Annotated in this window: 11 protein-coding genes; 5 read left to right on the forward strand and 6 right to left on the reverse strand. The window is 42.3% G+C overall.

Annotated features, from left to right (window positions below):
* The first annotated feature begins 204 nt into the window (after positions 1 to 204).
* The gene (nspC, locus tag GNIT_RS13175) at positions 205 to 1,344 is read left to right on the forward strand and encodes a carboxynorspermidine decarboxylase (protein WP_014109742.1); all 1,140 of its coding nucleotides are present in this window, start codon (positions 205 to 207) and stop codon (positions 1,342 to 1,344) included.
* A 127-nt stretch (positions 1,345 to 1,471) separates the two neighbouring features.
* Here nspC and GNIT_RS13180 read toward each other — a convergent pair whose 3' ends face one another.
* Positions 1,472 to 4,675, reverse strand: coding sequence for a TonB-dependent receptor (locus tag GNIT_RS13180; protein WP_014109743.1), 3,204 nt, complete (start codon positions 4,673 to 4,675; stop codon positions 1,472 to 1,474).
* Between the two features lie 418 nt (positions 4,676 to 5,093).
* Between GNIT_RS13180 and udk the strand changes: the two genes are divergently transcribed.
* The 3 genes from udk to GNIT_RS13195 all read left to right on the forward strand — a co-directional run bounded on the left by udk (position 5,094) and on the right by GNIT_RS13195 (position 7,934).
* Positions 5,094 to 5,726, forward strand: a complete 633-nt coding sequence (gene udk, locus GNIT_RS13185; RefSeq protein WP_014109744.1) for a uridine kinase — start codon at positions 5,094 to 5,096, stop codon at positions 5,724 to 5,726.
* A 123-nt stretch (positions 5,727 to 5,849) separates the two neighbouring features.
* Complete coding sequence (locus GNIT_RS13190; protein ID WP_014109745.1) at positions 5,850 to 7,067, forward strand: NupC/NupG family nucleoside CNT transporter; 1,218 nt, start codon at positions 5,850 to 5,852, stop codon at positions 7,065 to 7,067.
* Positions 7,068 to 7,094: 27 nt separating this feature from the next.
* Positions 7,095 to 7,934 (forward strand): 2OG-Fe(II) oxygenase family protein, encoded by an 840-nt coding sequence (locus GNIT_RS13195; protein ID WP_014109746.1) that lies wholly within the window; start codon positions 7,095 to 7,097, stop codon positions 7,932 to 7,934.
* A 115-nt stretch (positions 7,935 to 8,049) separates the two neighbouring features.
* Here the strand turns inward: GNIT_RS13195 and GNIT_RS13200 are convergent, their stop codons facing one another.
* From GNIT_RS13200 to GNIT_RS13220, 5 genes are all read right to left on the reverse strand, one after another.
* A complete protein-coding gene (locus GNIT_RS13200; protein ID WP_014109747.1) occupies positions 8,050 to 9,252 on the reverse strand; it encodes a tetratricopeptide repeat protein in 1,203 nt (400 codons plus the stop codon).
* Between the two features lie 151 nt (positions 9,253 to 9,403).
* The gene (locus tag GNIT_RS13205; RefSeq protein ID WP_014109748.1) at positions 9,404 to 10,075 is read right to left on the reverse strand and encodes a 3'-5' exonuclease; all 672 of its coding nucleotides are present in this window, start codon (positions 10,073 to 10,075) and stop codon (positions 9,404 to 9,406) included.
* Positions 10,075 to 11,907 (reverse strand): DUF294 nucleotidyltransferase-like domain-containing protein, encoded by a 1,833-nt coding sequence (locus tag GNIT_RS13210; RefSeq protein ID WP_014109749.1) that lies wholly within the window; start codon positions 11,905 to 11,907, stop codon positions 10,075 to 10,077. Before GNIT_RS13210 ends, GNIT_RS13205 begins: the two co-directional genes overlap by 1 nt.
* Positions 11,908 to 12,161: 254 nt before the next feature.
* The gene (locus GNIT_RS13215; RefSeq protein ID WP_014109750.1) at positions 12,162 to 13,874 is read right to left on the reverse strand and encodes a sodium:solute symporter family protein; all 1,713 of its coding nucleotides are present in this window, start codon (positions 13,872 to 13,874) and stop codon (positions 12,162 to 12,164) included.
* 3 nt (positions 13,875 to 13,877) lie between these two features.
* Positions 13,878 to 14,144, reverse strand: coding sequence for a DUF4212 domain-containing protein (locus tag GNIT_RS13220; protein ID WP_014109751.1), 267 nt, complete (start codon positions 14,142 to 14,144; stop codon positions 13,878 to 13,880).
* Positions 14,145 to 14,399: 255 nt separating this feature from the next.
* On the opposite strand from GNIT_RS13220, the gene GNIT_RS13225 reads away from it, so the two are divergent.
* A complete protein-coding gene (locus GNIT_RS13225; RefSeq protein ID WP_014109752.1) occupies positions 14,400 to 17,837 on the forward strand; it encodes a PAS domain-containing hybrid sensor histidine kinase/response regulator in 3,438 nt (1,145 codons plus the stop codon).
* Positions 17,838 to 17,987 lie beyond the last annotated feature (150 nt).

Consider the following 17,987-nt stretch of genomic DNA (forward strand, 5'->3'; position numbering starts at 1 on the left):
CGGTTTTTCATTCCCGGATTCGGGCTTTTATGCTCCGAGTCCGGAATGCTATTTTTATTCGAAGCTGGAACTAATTTCTTCGAAGCCGGAGCAAAGAGACAAAGCCAATAGCGGTCTTTATTGCACAAGGTAGCCCCTTCCAGAACAAGCTGTTCTTCAATTAAAAGCCAGAAACCAAAAGCCATCACTTCAGGATAATCAACAATGACTAACAAATTTTTGAGAGACGATATACCTTCACCTTGTTACGTTTGTGACGATGCAAAGCTTGAGCAAAATTTGCAGTTGATGCAGCACGTTCAGAATAAAGCGGGCGTAGATATTATTTTAGCGCTAAAAGGCTTTTCAATGTGGTCAACCTTTCCGTTGGTAAAGCAATACTTGAAGGGTGCAACCGCCAGCGCTGTGTGGGAAGCCAAACTCGCCAATTACGAAATGGGCGGCGAAGTACACTGCTACTCTCCTGCCTACAAGCAGAAAGATATGGACCAACTGTTAGACCTAGTTCATCACTTGTCTTTTAACAGTATGAACCAGTGGAATCAATTCAAAGAACAGGTGATGCAAAGTTCAGTTTCTGCGGGCCTACGAGTTAACCCAGAGAACCAAGAAGCAGACACTCCACTATATGACCCATGTGCACCTGGCTCTCGCTTAGGCATCTTAGCATCGCAGTTAGAAGGCCAAGACCTTACCGGCATTGACGGCTTCCATGTGCACAATTTATGCGAGTGTGATTCGTTCGCAACAGAGCGTACTTTGCATGCCATTGAAAAAAAGTTTGCAAAGTATCTGCCCACGCTTAAATGGTTAAACTTGGGCGGTGGTCACTTAATGACAAAAGAAGGTTATGACGTTGATCACCTTATAAACGCCTTAACTGTATTCAAAGAAAAGTACCCTAATTTGCGCATCATCATGGAACCCGGCTCTGCCGTTGCTTGGCAAGCGGGTCCGCTGGTTTGTGAAGTTGTCGATATCGTCGAGAATGAACAGAAAATTTTGATATTGGACATCAGTGCTACCGCGCATATGCCAGATGTCTTAGAAATGCCATACCGGCCTAAAATCACGGGTGCAGGCATGCCAAATGAAAAAGCATTCACCTACAAAATAGGCGGCAACTCGTGCTTAGCAGGCGATGTTATTGAAGAATACAGTTTCGATCATGAAGTGAAGCCAGGTGAGCGCTTAATATTTGAAGACATGCTGCATTACACTATGGTGAAAACCACTTTCTTTAACGGTGTGGAGCATCCGGCGATTGGTATTTTGCGAAAAGATGGTACTTTTGATCTTGTAAAAGAATTTACTTATGAGGAGTTTAAAGCGCGGCTTTCATAGCCAAAAGTCAGTGCCAAGCAAAATTTTACTTTGTAAGCTCTCAGTATAAATAAAAAACCCCGATGCTTTTATCAAGCACTCGGGGTTTTTTTAGTTTCGAATCTTTCGCTTAAAAGATATTAGCGAATTAGAATTCGTATTTCAGACCAAACTGAATTTGCCAAACAGACTGAGAAAGTACTTCTAAGTTTTTAATGCTGTCTGGGTTTCTTAGGCTGAAGTACTCATACTGACCGTCTACGATACTAGCCGATACTACTGATCTCTCGTATTCATAGCGAGTGCGCTCTACACGACCCCAATCAGAATTAAGTAGGTTACCAAAGTTTTCAATATCAAAGAACAATAAGAACTTGTGGTCTTCGTTGATAGCCGGTAACTCTTGCTGAATTCTTAAATCAATAATGGTTGACCAACGTGAGTTGTCGCCATTTCTAGGTGCAATACCACCTGCATACTGGCCTAGTTCTGAGCTATTGATATAGTTAAAGAACTCTTGTTGTGCCGCAGCATCACCACCAAACGAACTAGCAGCAAACAATGGATCGTTCACACCCGTTGGTACGTAAAGCAAGTGACCAGCGTCATCGTTACGGCTCTCACGAGCACAACGACCGCCGCCTACATCAAGAACACAAGCATTGTTTTCGTTGAACGTGTAGCTATATGGCTGACCAGAGCGACGCGTTGCGAAAATTGATACTTTAGTTTGATAGCCATTAACTATCTCTTTCGACCAATTAAAGCGAACTTTTGCCAAATGCTCTGTTTGGTAATTTGAAGTACCAGCACGCGGCTTTTGACGATCATATGCTGCAAAGTCAGAGTAGTTTGACGTTGCTGTTGAAGACGTACCGTAGCCAACATCTTCTACATCTGCATAGGTGTAGCTTGTGAACATATCAAAACGACCGTAGTCAGTATCCCAGTCGTTAGACGCTGAGAACGCAAGTAACATACCGTCACCGTCATCAACTGAACCAACCGCTATCGCTTCAGGACCATTGCTGCAGTCATAAACACCGCGACCGTCTGGAGCAGTATCTACTGGGTTTTCACAACGTTGGTCATACCAATAAGAAGCATTTTCCAACTTGTTATAAAGGAAATCACCTGATAGTAACCAGTCTTCGCCTAAATAAGGAATATCAACTGCGTAAGCTGCGCCTAAGCTAAGCTTCCACGTTGTTGGTATTTCGAAGTCAGGACGAAGCGCGTTTACCGAGCCGTCTGGTGCTTCAGTTGCCAAAGTATTAAGAACGTCTTGCGGAATGTACTGACCCGTTGCTGGATCTGGTGTAGTTGGAACGTTGATTGTTCCGAATGCATTTGAACTGTCAGATATTACACCATCGTTTGAATAACTGTTTGAAATCCATACGCCAGGAGCACCACCAGAGAATCTACCTAAACCACCACGCACTGTAAGATCTTCTGTTGCTAGCCATTTAAACGACACTCTTGGAAGAATAACGTCTAAACCATCAATATCATTCGCATTGCTGTAACCATAACGGTCAATAAAGTTCTGGTTTTCACGAATTTGACCTTCAGATTCATACCAATCATAACGAAGACCAGCGTCGATAGTTAGATAACCATTAACGTCCCAAGAATCTTGGATGTAAAGTGAATTAGAGTTATAGCCCCAAATTGCACGAAGATCGTTTTCATTGTTTGTAACAGCATTGTCGTATAGCAAACCTGACGCTGTTGCATTGCGCAAGTCTTCAATGCTATCAAATACATATGAACCTTCCGAGTTTTGTGCAAAGAGGTTATTTACTTCAACTTCTTCACGCTCGTAACCCGCTTTCAAAATATGATCGCCAACTGAGTATTCAGCTACGAACTTGTATTGCATAAAATCTTGATCTAGTTCATTACCATGACGGAAACGGTCAGGACCGATAGTCAGATAATTCTCATCGCCATCTACTTCACGCAAGAACACTGCGAAGTTCGGGAACTCGTTACCACTTAATGAATCCTGACCCGTTGCTTGTGTTGTGCTTGCAATTTTAACTTGAGTCGAGAAATTCGCGGTCCAATCTGAAAATACATGTCCGATAAAGCTTTCTACACGCTCAGAGTTGTCATACCACGCTGAAGAAGCGCCAAGAATGTTGTCTGATGCAAGAAAGTTATTACCGTTCTGCTCTTGGATAGTGTTCCCGTCAGTCAAAAGGTAAGTGAATTTTGCGCGATGGTCGTCTGTGATGTTCCAGTCGATATTCGCTAAGATTTTTTCATCTTTAGCAGGACCTTTGTTAAAGTCACCGATATCGAAGCCCCAAACGTCAGAAACGATCTGACCAACTTGAGCAACATCATCAAGCGTGATGTCTTCACGGATGTTAACTGCACCTGAACCTACTGGTCCATTGTTAAGTGGCGCAACTTCTTCATATTTGTCGTAAGCAACAAAAAAGAACAACTTGTCTTTGATGATTGCACCACCAAGTGTTCCAACAAAAGTGTCTTCTTCAAAAGCGAAGTCAAAATCGTCATCGCCATTCTTATCACCGATTAACGAATCACTCGTATGATAATAGCCTAAAGAACCATGGAATTCGTTAGTACCTGATTTTGTTACGGCGTTAATAGTACCGCCAGTAAAACCGTTGTATTCAACGTCGAAAGGGGCTGTCTGAATTGAAAGTGACTCAATGGCGTCAAAAGAAATTGGTGAACGCTGAGTAGGGTAACCATTGGCATTCAAACCGAAACGGTCGTTTAGAGCAACACCGTCAATAGTTAAAGAGTTAAAGCGGTTGTTTGCACCCGCAATTGTTAACTCTTTAGCGCCGCCACTTTGAAAGTTTACTGACGCGAAAGGGTCTAGTTCAGCAGCGTCTGTAATATCACGGTCAATTGAAGCAACTTCGTTTAATGCTTCAAGACCAAGACTGGTGCTTAGTCCATCGTTAGAGAATCCACCTTGAGCGCGCGTACCCGTAACGACAATAACTTCTCTATTTGCGTTACCTTGAACTTCAATCGGAAGTGACAATGTTTGATCGAGTGATACAAAAAGGTCATCAATTTGTACAGACGTAAAATCGCTACCAGTAATAGTAACTGAGTATGGCCCACCAACACGCAAACCGCGAGCCGAGAAAACGCCACTTTCGTTTGTCGTTGCTGTCGACACAGTGCCTGATGGAACATGTGTTATTGTTACAGTCGCTCCAGAAACAATTGATCCTGCTTCACTGGAAACGTTGCCTCGAATTGCCGAGGTGGTCGTCTGCGCAAGTACTGATGTGGAAAGACCCACGGTCAGTGCAACTGCAATCGCAACACGATTCAGTTTGTTTTTTTTCAACATTGTGTTCATCCTAAGTAAAGTGTGTTTTTTCTAATTAGCCGTAAATTGCCTACAGTCTTTGCGCGCTGCTTCACAATTTCTAAGACCTAAAAATTCGCGGTGAATAGTACCAGATAAATTATGACATTTTAATGACTAAAATGTTAGTAATAATATAAAATGCCATTGTGACGCGCATCAGCAAAAGCGCCAAAAGCACAGTGAGCTTGCGTATAAGGCTCATACTAAAACGCTAAGGTTTTTTTCACTTTTTAAACACGCGTCATTTACCAACGTTAACCAACTCGGCGGTAATAGTAGAGCTGTACGTTTAACAAGCAAGTTTATTAATTACGACCATATGTGTAAGCTTAAATTGATCGAAATGCATCGAAAGGGTATCCTATAAGCACTATCATCATTGGCTCTCACTAGATTCATGCAAAAACCAATCATCCTCGCAATATCAGGCGCATCAGGTTCTGGTAAATCACTCTTCACCCAGAACTTAGCGTTGAAGTTACGCCAACATGAACGAGAAGTGTTAGTCCTCCAAGAAGACCATTACTACAAAGCGCAAGACCACGTTGAGATGGAAGAGCGTGTTAGCACTAATTATGACCACCCTGACGCTTTTGAGCATGATCTGCTAAACCAACAGCTACAAGAGTTGAACGCGGGTAACAGCATAGAGTACCCTCGGTACTGCTATGTAACGCATACCCGACTTCCTGATTTCGAAGTTATTAGCCCTGCCCCGATCATTATTTTAGAGGGTATTATGTTGCTGACTCAAATTCAGTTATTTGACCAATTTGACATTAAAGTATTCGTAGACACACCACTTGACGTCTGTTTGATGAGACGCATGTTGCGCGACACACAAGAGCGCGGCCGTTCCATAAGTTCCGTCGCTAAACAGTACGAAGCGACCGTTAAACCGATGTACCACAAATTTATTGAGCCTAGTAAAACCTTTGCAGATTTAATTGTGCCGCACGGTGGTGAAAATCTCTTGGCAGTAGACGTAGTAAGTTCATACTTGCTTGAAGGTAAATCAAAAATAGCTTAGAAGGCCTGTAATTCGTTTTTTCTTGCTATTGTAGAAACTCACTAGTGCTTGCAAAGCCAATTTGAGATAGATTTATGCGCTATTTAAAAAATAATTATAAAAATAAAAATAAGTGAAAATCAAATGACAGGATTATTAGGGATCGCCTTTTTATTGGGCATGGCTTTTTTGTTCTCTTCAGCTAGGAAGAATATTAATTGGCGGACCGTAGGTGGCGCTTTTGCCATTCAGGCTCTATTGGGCGGGTTCATACTCTATTCTGAATGGGGTATCCGATTCCTTAATAATTTAACTATTTATGTCGCTAATATTATTTCTTACAGCGCAGATGGCATTCGTTTCCTCTTTGGCAATCTTTTAGGCAATGAGTCATTAGGCTTCATTTTTGCGATTAACGTCCTACCTGTCATTATATTTTTCTCATCATTAATTGCCGTGCTATATCACCTAGGCATCATGTCTTGGGTTATCAGGATCATAGGTGGTACATTGCAAAAACTGCTTGGCACAAGTCGACCAGAATCAATGTCTGCCGCGGCTAATATTTTTGTCGGTCAAACCGAAGCGCCACTTATTATAAAGCCTTTTTTACCTAGCATGACTCGTTCAGAGTTATTTGCAGTAATGGTAGGCGGTTTAGCCTCTATTGCAGGCTCTATCATGGCTGGTTATGCCGGTTTAGGAGTAGAGTTAAAATATTTATTGGCAGCCAGTTTCATGGCAGCTCCCGGCGGTTTGCTGATGGCAAAGATGTTGGAACCAGAAACGCAGAAAACCAACGAAGAAGTGACCGATGTCAAAGCTGACAATGAAGAATATGCTAACGTGTTCGACGCTGCAGCAAGCGGTGCAACTGCAGGATTGAAGCTTGCTGTGAATGTTGGCGCAATGCTGCTTGCCTTCATCGCGTTGATCGCACTTCTGAATGGAATGCTTGGCGGCATTGGTGCACTATTTGGCCAAGGCGACCTATCTATTCAGCTTATTTTAGGCTACGTATTCCAACCAATAGCATGGTTAATTGGCGTGCCGTGGAACGAGGCTAATTTAGCGGGCAGTTTTATTGGCCAGAAAGTGGTCGTGAATGAGTTTGTTGCGTACTTAGATTTTATAAAATATAGCGCAGAACTGTCGCCGGTTACGCAAGCGATAGTTACATTTGCACTATGCGGTTTTGCTAACCTTTCATCCATTGCGATACTGATGGGTGGTATTGGCGCATTAGCACCAACACGACGTAAAGAAATAGCGCAACTTGGCCTAAAAGCCGTTTTTGCAGCAACATTAGCCAACTTAATGAGCGCAGCACTCGCTGGTATATTTATCTCATTGAGTTTGTAGAAAAAATAGAAATAGGTTTACCACGATATGAAATTAGAAGCAGTTGACTTTACCGCGCCCGACGCCCAGCAAAAATTTGTTGAATCTTTGCGCCAAACCGGCTTTGGTGTGTTGAAAAATCACCCTATATCGCAAGACAGCGTGGCAAGTATTTATGCTAATTGGCAGGCGTTTTTTAACAGTGAAGAAAAACAGTCATACTTGTATAACAAAGATAAGCAAGACGGATTTTTTCCGCAAAGCGTGTCTGAAGTTGCAAAAGGCTTTAAGAAGAAAGACATTAAAGAATACTTCCACTTTTATCCTTGGGGCCAGTGCCCTGAAGAACTAAGAGATGAGTTAAGTGATTATTACAAAAACACCTCTAGTTTAGCCGCTCAATTATTGAATTGGATAGAGCAAGAGTCACCAGCAGAAGTCAGTAAGCACTACAGTATGCCGCTATCGCAAATGATAGATGGAAGCGATCAAACGCTATTACGAGTGTTGCATTATCCGCCACTAGCAGGCGATGAAGAAGCTGACGCTATTCGTGCTGCCGCGCATGAAGATATTAACTTAATCACGCTATTGCCTGCTGCGAATGAGCCCGGCTTACAGGTAAAAGCACTCGACGGCAGTTGGTTAGATGTACCCTGTGACTTTGGTAACTTGATTGTCAATATTGGTGACATGCTGCAAGAAGCTTCAGGTCATTACTTCCCGTCAACCACTCACCGAGTAATAAACCCGGAAGGTACTGACGTGACCAAATCGCGCATTTCGTTACCCTTATTTTTGCATCCGCGTCCTGATGTTAAATTGTCTGAACGTCATACAGCTGGAACCTACCTTACAGAACGCTTAACTGAGCTAGGCGTACTTTAAGGGTCATAATTGCGAACAGGCTTTCGAACAAGAAAGTGATACCTCTTTGAAAAAATCAGCTTATGAAGCTGATTTTTTTGTTTGTGATACTCTATTACTTCGGTAAAAAACTTAGTCAATTAATATGAGCAGAAGCAATGAAGTTTGAGAGTGCGGTTAATTTATTCACATAAATGTCCGCGACTTTGCTTTTCCCCGCCTTCTTTTTAGCTGTATTTAGAAGACGTTTTGAATTTTTAAAATCACCTTTTTCAAAATAGACAGACGCTAGGCCCAAGTAAAACTCATGCTGATTACGATTCAATCTAATCGCTCTTTCGTAATGATGAATGCTACTTTCAAAGCGACCTTTTTCTCTATCAACTTCTGCGAGCATTTGATGGTAGAACGGGTTTTCATTTCGTTTTGCGTCTAGTCTTCGGTTAATATCAGAGGCTGCTTTGACGTTACCTAAATGTTTCTGCAATATCGCTAAATTTTCCCATGCAGTATTATAATCCTTATCGAGTCTGATGGCCTTTTGGTATGCGTTCATGGCAAAATCATAAAGCCCTATTTTGCGATAAAGCAGTCCTAAATTCACCCATGCGCCAGGGTAGCCATCATCCGCCAATATAGATTCTCGAAAGTATGCATAAGCCAAGTCATTGTTTTTCTTCATCAGCGCTTCTGCGCCCTTGTTGTTATAAAACATAGCAAGGACAACGGGTACTGAGGCATCACGACTTATAAATTGGTCGGCACCGCTTACTGGATCAAAATCAACGACAAAACTTTTCTCGAACAACACCTTCTTATTCGCTCTATTATTCGATTTAATGCGTAAATTAATGTGCCCATTTAGTATCGAGTATCCAGCTCGCCGGGTCCAATATTCAGGTATGTCGATTATCTGAAACTCGCTTATAAAGCCAGCCTCTCTTGCCATCGAAAATGTCATTATCGACAGCGACAAGCAGTTTGCGGAAGCATTTTGAAAGGTATCACTTGCAATAGTATTTGCGGAAGCGGTGTAGATCAAATCCAGCTCGGATCGCGAGAAAATACGACGTATCAACATTTTGATATTGTCTTCGTCAGAGTGAAGACCTTGCGTTGCTTTCGCAACAAAAGCTTTGGCATCGTCATCTAATGCAAATATTTCGCGGGCTTGTTCAATTGGGTATGCGCGAAAGTGGGGAAAGGCATCATCTTTGAGATATTCTTCAGCGGGCAATAAATCAGTATTTTTATGCAGTGTTGCAGCACATCCCGAGCCGAATAAACTAAAAAATAACACAAGCAACATTAAACGAGTAGATTGAAAAGAAACACTCATAAAGCGCACTCCTAAGTATATCTCTATTTTAATATTAGCTCATAAAAGCAATAAGCGTGATTTTATTTAACGAGAAAGCATCAGGCGACAGTTATTGCTAAAAATGTTCGTTATTCCGTGTGCTAACGTTTAGAAGCCGCTGAAAACTCTACTATTCACCTATGGTATAGACTCTAATCGCTTTGGTGTGCGCTAAATCAGAAAGAGGCGCTGATGTCTGTTTATCGAACTTATACCACTGCGCAAAAGCAAGCGAGAGCGTAGCGACCGCGTCATCCAATGCGTTATGATTTGGTGCTTCAGGAAAACCATAGCGCTGGCGACATTGCTCGAGCGTAACAGCCCCTTGCTTAACCATATCCTGAGTTTTATTTAGAAAGTAAAGTTCAAGCAGCATGGTGTCGATAGTCGTTATTTGGGTCTCTGGGATCCCTAAACTTTTGGCGACTCTGTCTAACACTTGCATATCCAAAGAGGCATTGTGCAGCACCCAAACATGCGTGTTAGCGAATGCTTGTAATTGATCAATCACATTTTTAACATGCTCACCCTTCAATAAGTCTCTAGCGGTTAAACCATGGATGACAGGGCTTTGCTGTAAATCGCCTGAAGCACGCACAACGGTGTAAAATGCAGAGCTCAAATCAATACTTTGATGCGTTCCGTTTACCCATCCAATAGACGTGATTTTAGCAATCGTAGTATCTAAACCGGTCAGCTCTAAATCGATAGATAAAAGAGGTGTGTCCTTAATAGGCATCGTTTTCCATTTATCTGGCAGCGTGGGTGCTCGCTTGAAAAGTTTAGAAAAGAGCGACGCCATTACCCAATTCCACCTGAATATTTCAGAACAGCGGTTTGTTGGGCTCTGTGGATGGCTTGAAAGGCTGCCTTTAATTGGTGCTTTTCTATAGACGATAGATCGCTCACGCGAATAAAGTTATCCTGTACTTTATTGTTCAGCTGATGGCGCCAGCGTAGTCGATTTAAAAATAACCATATGTCTCGTAAATTTTTAATATCTTCTGATGAAACTCCGCAATCTGCGGGCAATGCATCCAACCTAGCGACCGTTGCCGGAATGCTAATTCCATTCGCTAGAGCATGAATTCGCACTAGATTATTGATAATGGCTATGGCTGTATGCTTTAAATCAATACTGTCTTTTTCTTTTCTGTCTTTTGCAAAAACAAACTTTTGGAACATTGATAGCGGCACAGAACCTTCATTCGCCTGACGCGCTAGCGCAGCTAAGAACATCGACTGTTGGAACAGCGTTTTGCGCTCATCCTGCAAACGTGAAAACAAGCTTGCGTCACCTGCCGCAGCGCGAGCATCTAAGAAAATATTAAACGATAGCATTGCTTCTGGTGTCGGTTCACGAACCCATGATTTCGATTGTTGAATCAATTCACTTAATGAATTACGCAACTTAGGATTAGACGCCATAATATTTCCATCGCATAATTTTATGCCACACTTTCCCAAGCCTAAACACACATATTGCGCCATTTTTTCGAAATAGACGGCTTGCTCTTCATTAGGCTCTTCAGCCAATAACAGGGAATTATCTTGGTCAGATCCCATTGTTTGGTCTTCCCGCGCCTGAGAGCCATACACTATCCAACAATAAGGCATGGGTGCTTGACCGTTTTGTTGCTGAAAAAAAGTGATTAATTTACGCGTCATGACATCGGTCGCTTGTGAGAGCACCTTGCCTACAATATCGAAATCACCGGGACGTTTCGCGCTCGATGCAAAATAATGCGGTAGTTGCCAAGAACAACGCGTGAGTTCATACAAATTATTCGCTTTTGAAATATCACTGATCACAAATAAAACATTGTTGCGCTGCTGTTTAAAAATGTCTGTTGCAGTAATCATCCCTATCGGTTTATTAGTAATTTCGTCCAATACCGGCAGGTGATTAATCGACTTTTCATTCATTATACAAACCGCATCAAACAAGGTTTTATTCTTGGTTAGATAAGCCGGATTTTCAGTCATTATTTGCTTCACCGGCAGTTGCATATTAAGACCAACTGCTACTACCCGATTGCGCAAATCGCGGTCGGTGATAATGCCCATTAGCTTGTTATTTTCGATGATCAGCACTGATGAAATATGCTTTTCGCTCATCAACGCGCCTGCGCTTTGTATAGAGTCCGTTTGGGAAATAGTGATTGGCAGCGTTTCCGCTACTTCAAAGAGGGGTTTATGCAGCCACATTGAGTTTGAATCTGTTACAGCATCATGCTGCAGAACGTCATCCTTGGCGGCATTAAAAAACTGGCTAATTTTAGGATGGGTCATGGCTTTGTCAAACCACTCTTTAGGCATACACAAAACTAGGCCGGGGCTTTCTACTGTGACATTTAGCTTATAATTTACGTTATCGAGCAATGCGGCATAACCAAAATAATCGCCGTCACTCAAGTGCTTCAGCGCACCATCACAATCCTTTATTGAAAACTGTCCGCTTTGAATCAAATAAAGCGAGTTTTTATGCGTTGCGAGCATCTCCTCTTGGTTTTCAGCCGCAAGGTAAATAATGTGAGAATGTCGAGCAATATCATGCAGCTGCTCGATATCTAAGACATCAAAAGGCCCTGACTGTTGGAGGAAATCAGTCACCTGTTGTGGCACGGCTGTCATAGTTCACTCCTTTGGGAGGTGGTAAGTATAAGATTATTTCTCTGTGAGGGGCCCTATCGCATAATGAAGACTTCAATCGCCAGGGATGGCGATTGTAAGCGGGCCAGGGATGGCCTGACGCGCCAGCGTCACAGCGGTCTTCATTATGCGATAGGGCCCCTCACAGAGAAATAATCTTATACTTAATATCGGGGCTTGTCGTTTTCAGTGATAAAAAAGCCCAGCGTTGCTGGGCTTTTCAGTGTTACATCTTATTAGTGCCCAGTTGCGGCACCAGCTCCTTTAGGGAAACGAATGCTTTCAACAAGATCTTGAATTTCTTGTGGTGCATCATCTGTAAATTTGAATACTACATAAGCAACGACAAAGTTAATTATCATACCAATAGTACCAATACCTTCTGGAGAGATTCCGAACAACCAGTTGTCAGGTTTATTCATTTCAGGGCTAACGAACTTGAAGTATATGATATACGCAGCGGTGAACACGATACCCGTAATCATCCCTGAGATAGCACCTTTATCATTCATACGCTTGCTGAATATACCCATGATAATCACTGGGAAGAAACTTGAAGCAGCAAGACCGAAGGCAAAGGCGACTATCGCGGCCACAAAGTCTGGCGGATTGATGCCAAAGTAACCGGCTATTAGAATAGCTACCCCCGCTGCTATTCGCGCAGACAATAGCTCCTTCTTATCGGTAATATCCGGCATCAAATTTCGTTTGAGTAAATCATGCGAAACCGATGTCGAGATAACCAATAGCAAGCCTGCTGACGTTGACAAGGCAGCAGCAACACCACCTGCGGCAACTAATGCAATTACCCAAGCAGGTAGATTCGCAATTTCAGGATTCGCTAATACCATGATGTCACGGTCAATCGTCATCTCACTGCGTGGATCATCTTTTTGAGCATAGAACATTTTACCGTCGCCGTTCTTGTCATCATGAGAGATAAGATTGGTTTTTTCCCAGTTCTCAATCCAACTTGGTCTTTCAGCGTAAGACATACCTTGGCCTTCTGGACCGTTGATAGTCTCAATCATGTTTACACGAGCGAATGCAGCGAGTGCAGGAGCTGTAGTGTAAAGGATAGCGATAAAGGCTAATGCCCAACCAGCACTCTTACGCGCATCACTTACTTTAGGAACAGTGAAGAAACGCACAATTACGTGTGGTAAACCTGCAGTACCGACCATAAGAGCGAAAGTAATACAGAAAATATCTAAATACGATTTAGTGTTTGACGTGTATTCGTTAAATCCTAAGTCAGTTGACAACATATCCAATTTTTCGAGCAAGAACATGCCGGAACCATCAGCTAAAGTAGCACCGAAACCAGTTTGTGGTAACACGTGACCTGTGAGCATGATTGAGATGAAGACTGCTGGTACTAAGTAAGCAAAGATGAGGACGCAGAATTGAGCAACCTGAGTATAAGTAATGCCTTTCATGCCGCCAAGTACTGTGTAGAAGAAAACCACACCCATACCAATAACAACACCCAGCCAAAGCTCAACTTCTAAGAAGCGACTGAATACAACACCAACACCACGCATCTGTCCAATTACGTATGTGAAACACACGAAAATAGCACAAATTACAGCAACCGTTCTTGCTGTTTGTGAGTAGTATCGATCGCCGATGAAGTCTGGCACTGTAAACTTACCGAACTTACGCAAATAAGGTGCTAAACATAGTGCGAGTAATACGTAGCCGCCTGTCCAACCCATTAAGTACACTGCACCGTCATAACCCATGAAAGACACTAAGCCTGCCATAGAAATAAACGACGCTGCTGACATCCAATCGGCTGCCGTTGCCATACCGTTCAGTACTGGATGAACACCGCCACCAGCAATATAGAAGTCGTTAGTCGATCCTGCACGCGCCCACACGGCGATGCCCATGTAGAGCAAAAATGATGCCCCAACAATAATAAATGTTAATACTTGTACACTCATGAGTTATTCCTCTCCCACGCCGTATTTTTTATCTAAGTCGTTCATTTTCTTCATGTAGATGAAAATAATTGCGACAAAAACGTATATTGAGCCCTGTTGTGCAAACCAAAAACCAAGTTTAAACCCGAAAAACTGGATTTGATTTAAGACCTCAACGAAAATAATGCCGGCGCCAAACGAGACGACGAACCACACTATGAGAAGTTTAAACAGGAGAGATAAATTCTCTTTCCAGTAAGCCTTCTGATCCCCTTCATTTTTAAAAGCCATCTTTGCGTTCCTCAGCAAGTTAATAAGATGTGTTCGTTTAACATTTTGCTAACGTAAACCTTTGCTGGCTGTGGTGTTCGCTATCAATTCTTATAGAAGTTTGAGCCAAACCACTGCAAAACCTGACATTAGCACTGTTAGGCATACTGTATATGTTCACAAAAAAAGGTAAAATGAGACGATGGTCTTAGGGGTCGTAGACCACTCATAGAATATGATACGGTTTGAATTGTTAAACGTTTGTTAGGAAAACATATGTCATTGGGATGGCTTGCTCTCGCACTAATTTATCTTTGTTTGCTGTTTTGGATTGCAAAGTGGGGTGATCGTAATACGCCAACCTCCAGATGGCTCACTTCAACTCCCTTAGTTTATTCTCTTGCTTTGGGCATTTATTGCACGGCGTGGACATTTTTCGGTGCCGTAGGACAAGCCAGTCGAGACAACTGGTTATATTTGCCAATATTGTTAGGCCCCATTATTGTTTATGTGGTGTTTTATCGATTTATACGTAAGTTAATTTTGGTAAGTAAAAAGCAACATATCAGTACGATCGCCGACTTTATCAGTGCTCGGTATGGCAAGCGTCAAGTTGTCGCTCTTCTCGTTACCATAATTGCCTTGCTCGCCACAATTCCTTATATAGCCCTTCAACTGAAAGCGATTGGCTCACTATTTACATCCATATCTGAACAACAGCATTCAAATTTCGTTGTCGTGATCGCCACTGTGTTTATCGCTATTTTTGCGATGTATTTTGGCACTAAAAACACAGATGTAACCGAATACAGACGCGGTTTGATGCTGGCGATTTCCTTTGAGTCGTGCATAAAATTACTCGCTCTCGTGTTGGTTGCCATTGTTGCTTACCAATATTACGAAGCAAATCCAAGCAATGATATTTTTGTTGAATTTAAGTCTGACGAAGCGATTGGGACATTCTATTCTTTCACCTTTTGGGCGCAAACACTGATGGCTGCAGCCGCTGTTATTTGTTTGCCAAGACAGTTTCACGTTGCCGTTGTTGATAATTTAAATCTAGAACATCTAAAACAAGCACGCTGGGTCTTCCCTCTTTACTTACTCATTATAGCTTGCACCATTCCGGTTATTGCTGCCGCGGGCGATGCTATATTTAGTCAATCGGATATTAAGGCAGACAATTATGTTTTAGGCTTAGCGATATTATCTGAATCAATTGCTTTGCAAGTAATTGTTTTTATCGGTGGTTTGTCAGCGGCAACCGCAATGATCATTGTTGCCACGCTCACCCTTAGCACAATGATAACCAATGACGTTATTTTACCGAAAATACTAGAACGGATATCCAGTCAAAAAACCAATAAAATAAGACGTATAAAGCTGCTGCGCCGCATCATCATTTTTCTAATTTTAACACTCGCGTTTTTATATCAACAACAAATGACAAATGAAACGAGTTTAGCTTCCATTGGACTCTTAGCATTCTCCTTAGTGATTCATTTATTACCCAGCATCGTTGGAGGCTTATACTGGAAACGCGGCCACGCACATGGCGTATATGCGGGACTAGTCGCGGGAATTGTGGTTTGGACAATGTGGTTAATGCTGCCAATTCTCGGTGGTGCGTCAGCCGGCATTGATCAATCCGAATCACTCAGCCAAGCAGCCATGGTCAGCTTATTAGCCAATATTATTGCCTATATCACGTTTTCAATGATTACCAGCTCTCGCTTGATTGACAGAATACAGGCCGAAGCATTTGTGTCACCTGCCGATATTCGTTCTCCGCTGATATCCACGCAACCGCTAACGGTTACGGTAGATGACCTACATACTCTTATCTCTCGATTCAGCGGCGTAGAGCGATGTGAGCAGTTGTTTAACGACTATGCTAGACGCACTAATAAAGAAATGAGAATGCAAGACCCAGCGAACGACAGTTTCTTATCATTTTGCGAACGCGCACTGGGTGGAGTTGTCGGTTCTTCTAGCTCAAAAGCACTAATTGACAGCTTAGTAAGAGGTAAAAAGCTCGATATTTCGGAGGTAGTTAACTTCTTTGAAGAGAATGCACAGGCCGTAGAATTTAATATTAGCGCGTTAATGACCTCACTCGAAAACCTTGAGCAAGGTATAAGCGTGGTCGACAAAAACCTTAATTTAGTTGCCTGGAACAAAAGCTATGTTGATCTATTTAATTTTCCAGCGGAAATACTATCAGTTGGCATGCCAATAGAGAAATTAATCCGTTTTAACATTGCGCACAGTGATGGTCCGCCAAGTGAAATTGAAATTCGCGTTCAAAAACGAATTGAACGCCTTAAATCAGGCCAAGCTCATAAATTTACGCGTAAGCGCGATGACGGCAGAGTGATTGAGACTATTGGCAATCCTCTACCCGGAGGCGGTTTCGTAACCAGTTTTCACGACATCACAGGACACGTAGAGTTACAGCAAGCTTTAGAAGAAACCAATATTTCACTTGAACAGCGCGTGCGCAAAAGAACGGAAGAAGTACATTCAATTAACGCTGAGCTTAGACTAGAAATTGAACGCAGAAATGGTGCAGAAAAAGAGCTGATAAGAGCAAGACAGGAGGCTGAAAATGCCAATGCAAGTAAATCCAGATTCTTAGCATTGGCAAGTCACGACGTGCTGCAGCCACTGAATGCTGCAAAGCTCTATTTATCTGCTCTGCAGGAAACGAAGCTCGACGATGACACAGCTAAGATAATCAATAAACTAAATGACTCAGTCGTCTCAAGCGAAGCATTGATAGGCACTATTCTGGATATTTCGCGATTAGATCAAGGCGAGTTGAAACCCTTTATTGAAACAGTCAATGTGGTTGAAACACTCACACCTATTATCAATGAAATGAGCATGAAAGCTGCAGAGAAGGGCTTGATATTTAAACACCGCGTACAAGAGGTGTGGATAAGGGCGGATAGAACTTATGTTTATCGCATCATACAAAATTTGGTTTCAAACGCGGTTAAGTACACCCAATCAGGTAAGGTTCTACTAACGGCTAGAAAACAAAAAAACAGTGTGATTATTGAAGTTAGAGACACCGGCATTGGCATTCCTACGCTTCAACAAGCCGCGATATTTAGTGATTTTTATCGTGTTGAAAACAGTAATGAACAAGGCATTGGTTTAGGTTTAGGCGTAGTAAAGCGTCTTTCACAGCAACTGCAATGCAGTATTAAAGTAATGTCAGAAGAAGGAAAAGGAAGCTGTTTTACCATCATGTTTGATTTAATTGACGCTCCTGAGACGGCAGGAATTGTGGTTTCCAAAGCCACTTCTGTATTCAGTGGCCTGCGCATTTTGTGCGTTGATGATCAGCAAGAAAACTTAGACGCTATGCAAACATTATTGACCAAGTGGGGGATTGAAGTTCAAATCGCGCAAGACTACGAACAAGCAGTAGCCGTTGCTCAACACTTTTTGCCGCAAATCATACTGGTAGATTATCAATTAGGTAAAGGCCCTGACGGTTTAGCCATTATTGAAGCTATTCGTGCCTCATTAAATATGGTCATTCCCGCATGTTTGGTTACAGCAAAACGCGGTGACGAATTGGTAAAACTATGCCAAGAGCAAGGTGTTAACTATCTCAGTAAACCATTGAAGCCGGCGAAATTGAGAACATTAATTCAAAGTATGACGAAATTCATTAGAGCAGCAAAAGTGAAAACAAAATAGTTAAGGCAAACGGGTATTTGCGCGTTGCTCGCTTCCTTCCCGTATTTTGCAATTAGAGAAGCGCAAGTGAACTCAATGCTGAGGGCGGTGAAGTATTGATTGAGAGTATTGATTGCGAGTATTGAAATTGCGCTCGAAGGATTAGCCATC

This window comes from Glaciecola nitratireducens FR1064 (assembly GCF_000226565.1).
Classification (GTDB): domain Bacteria; phylum Pseudomonadota; class Gammaproteobacteria; order Enterobacterales; family Alteromonadaceae; genus Glaciecola; species Glaciecola nitratireducens.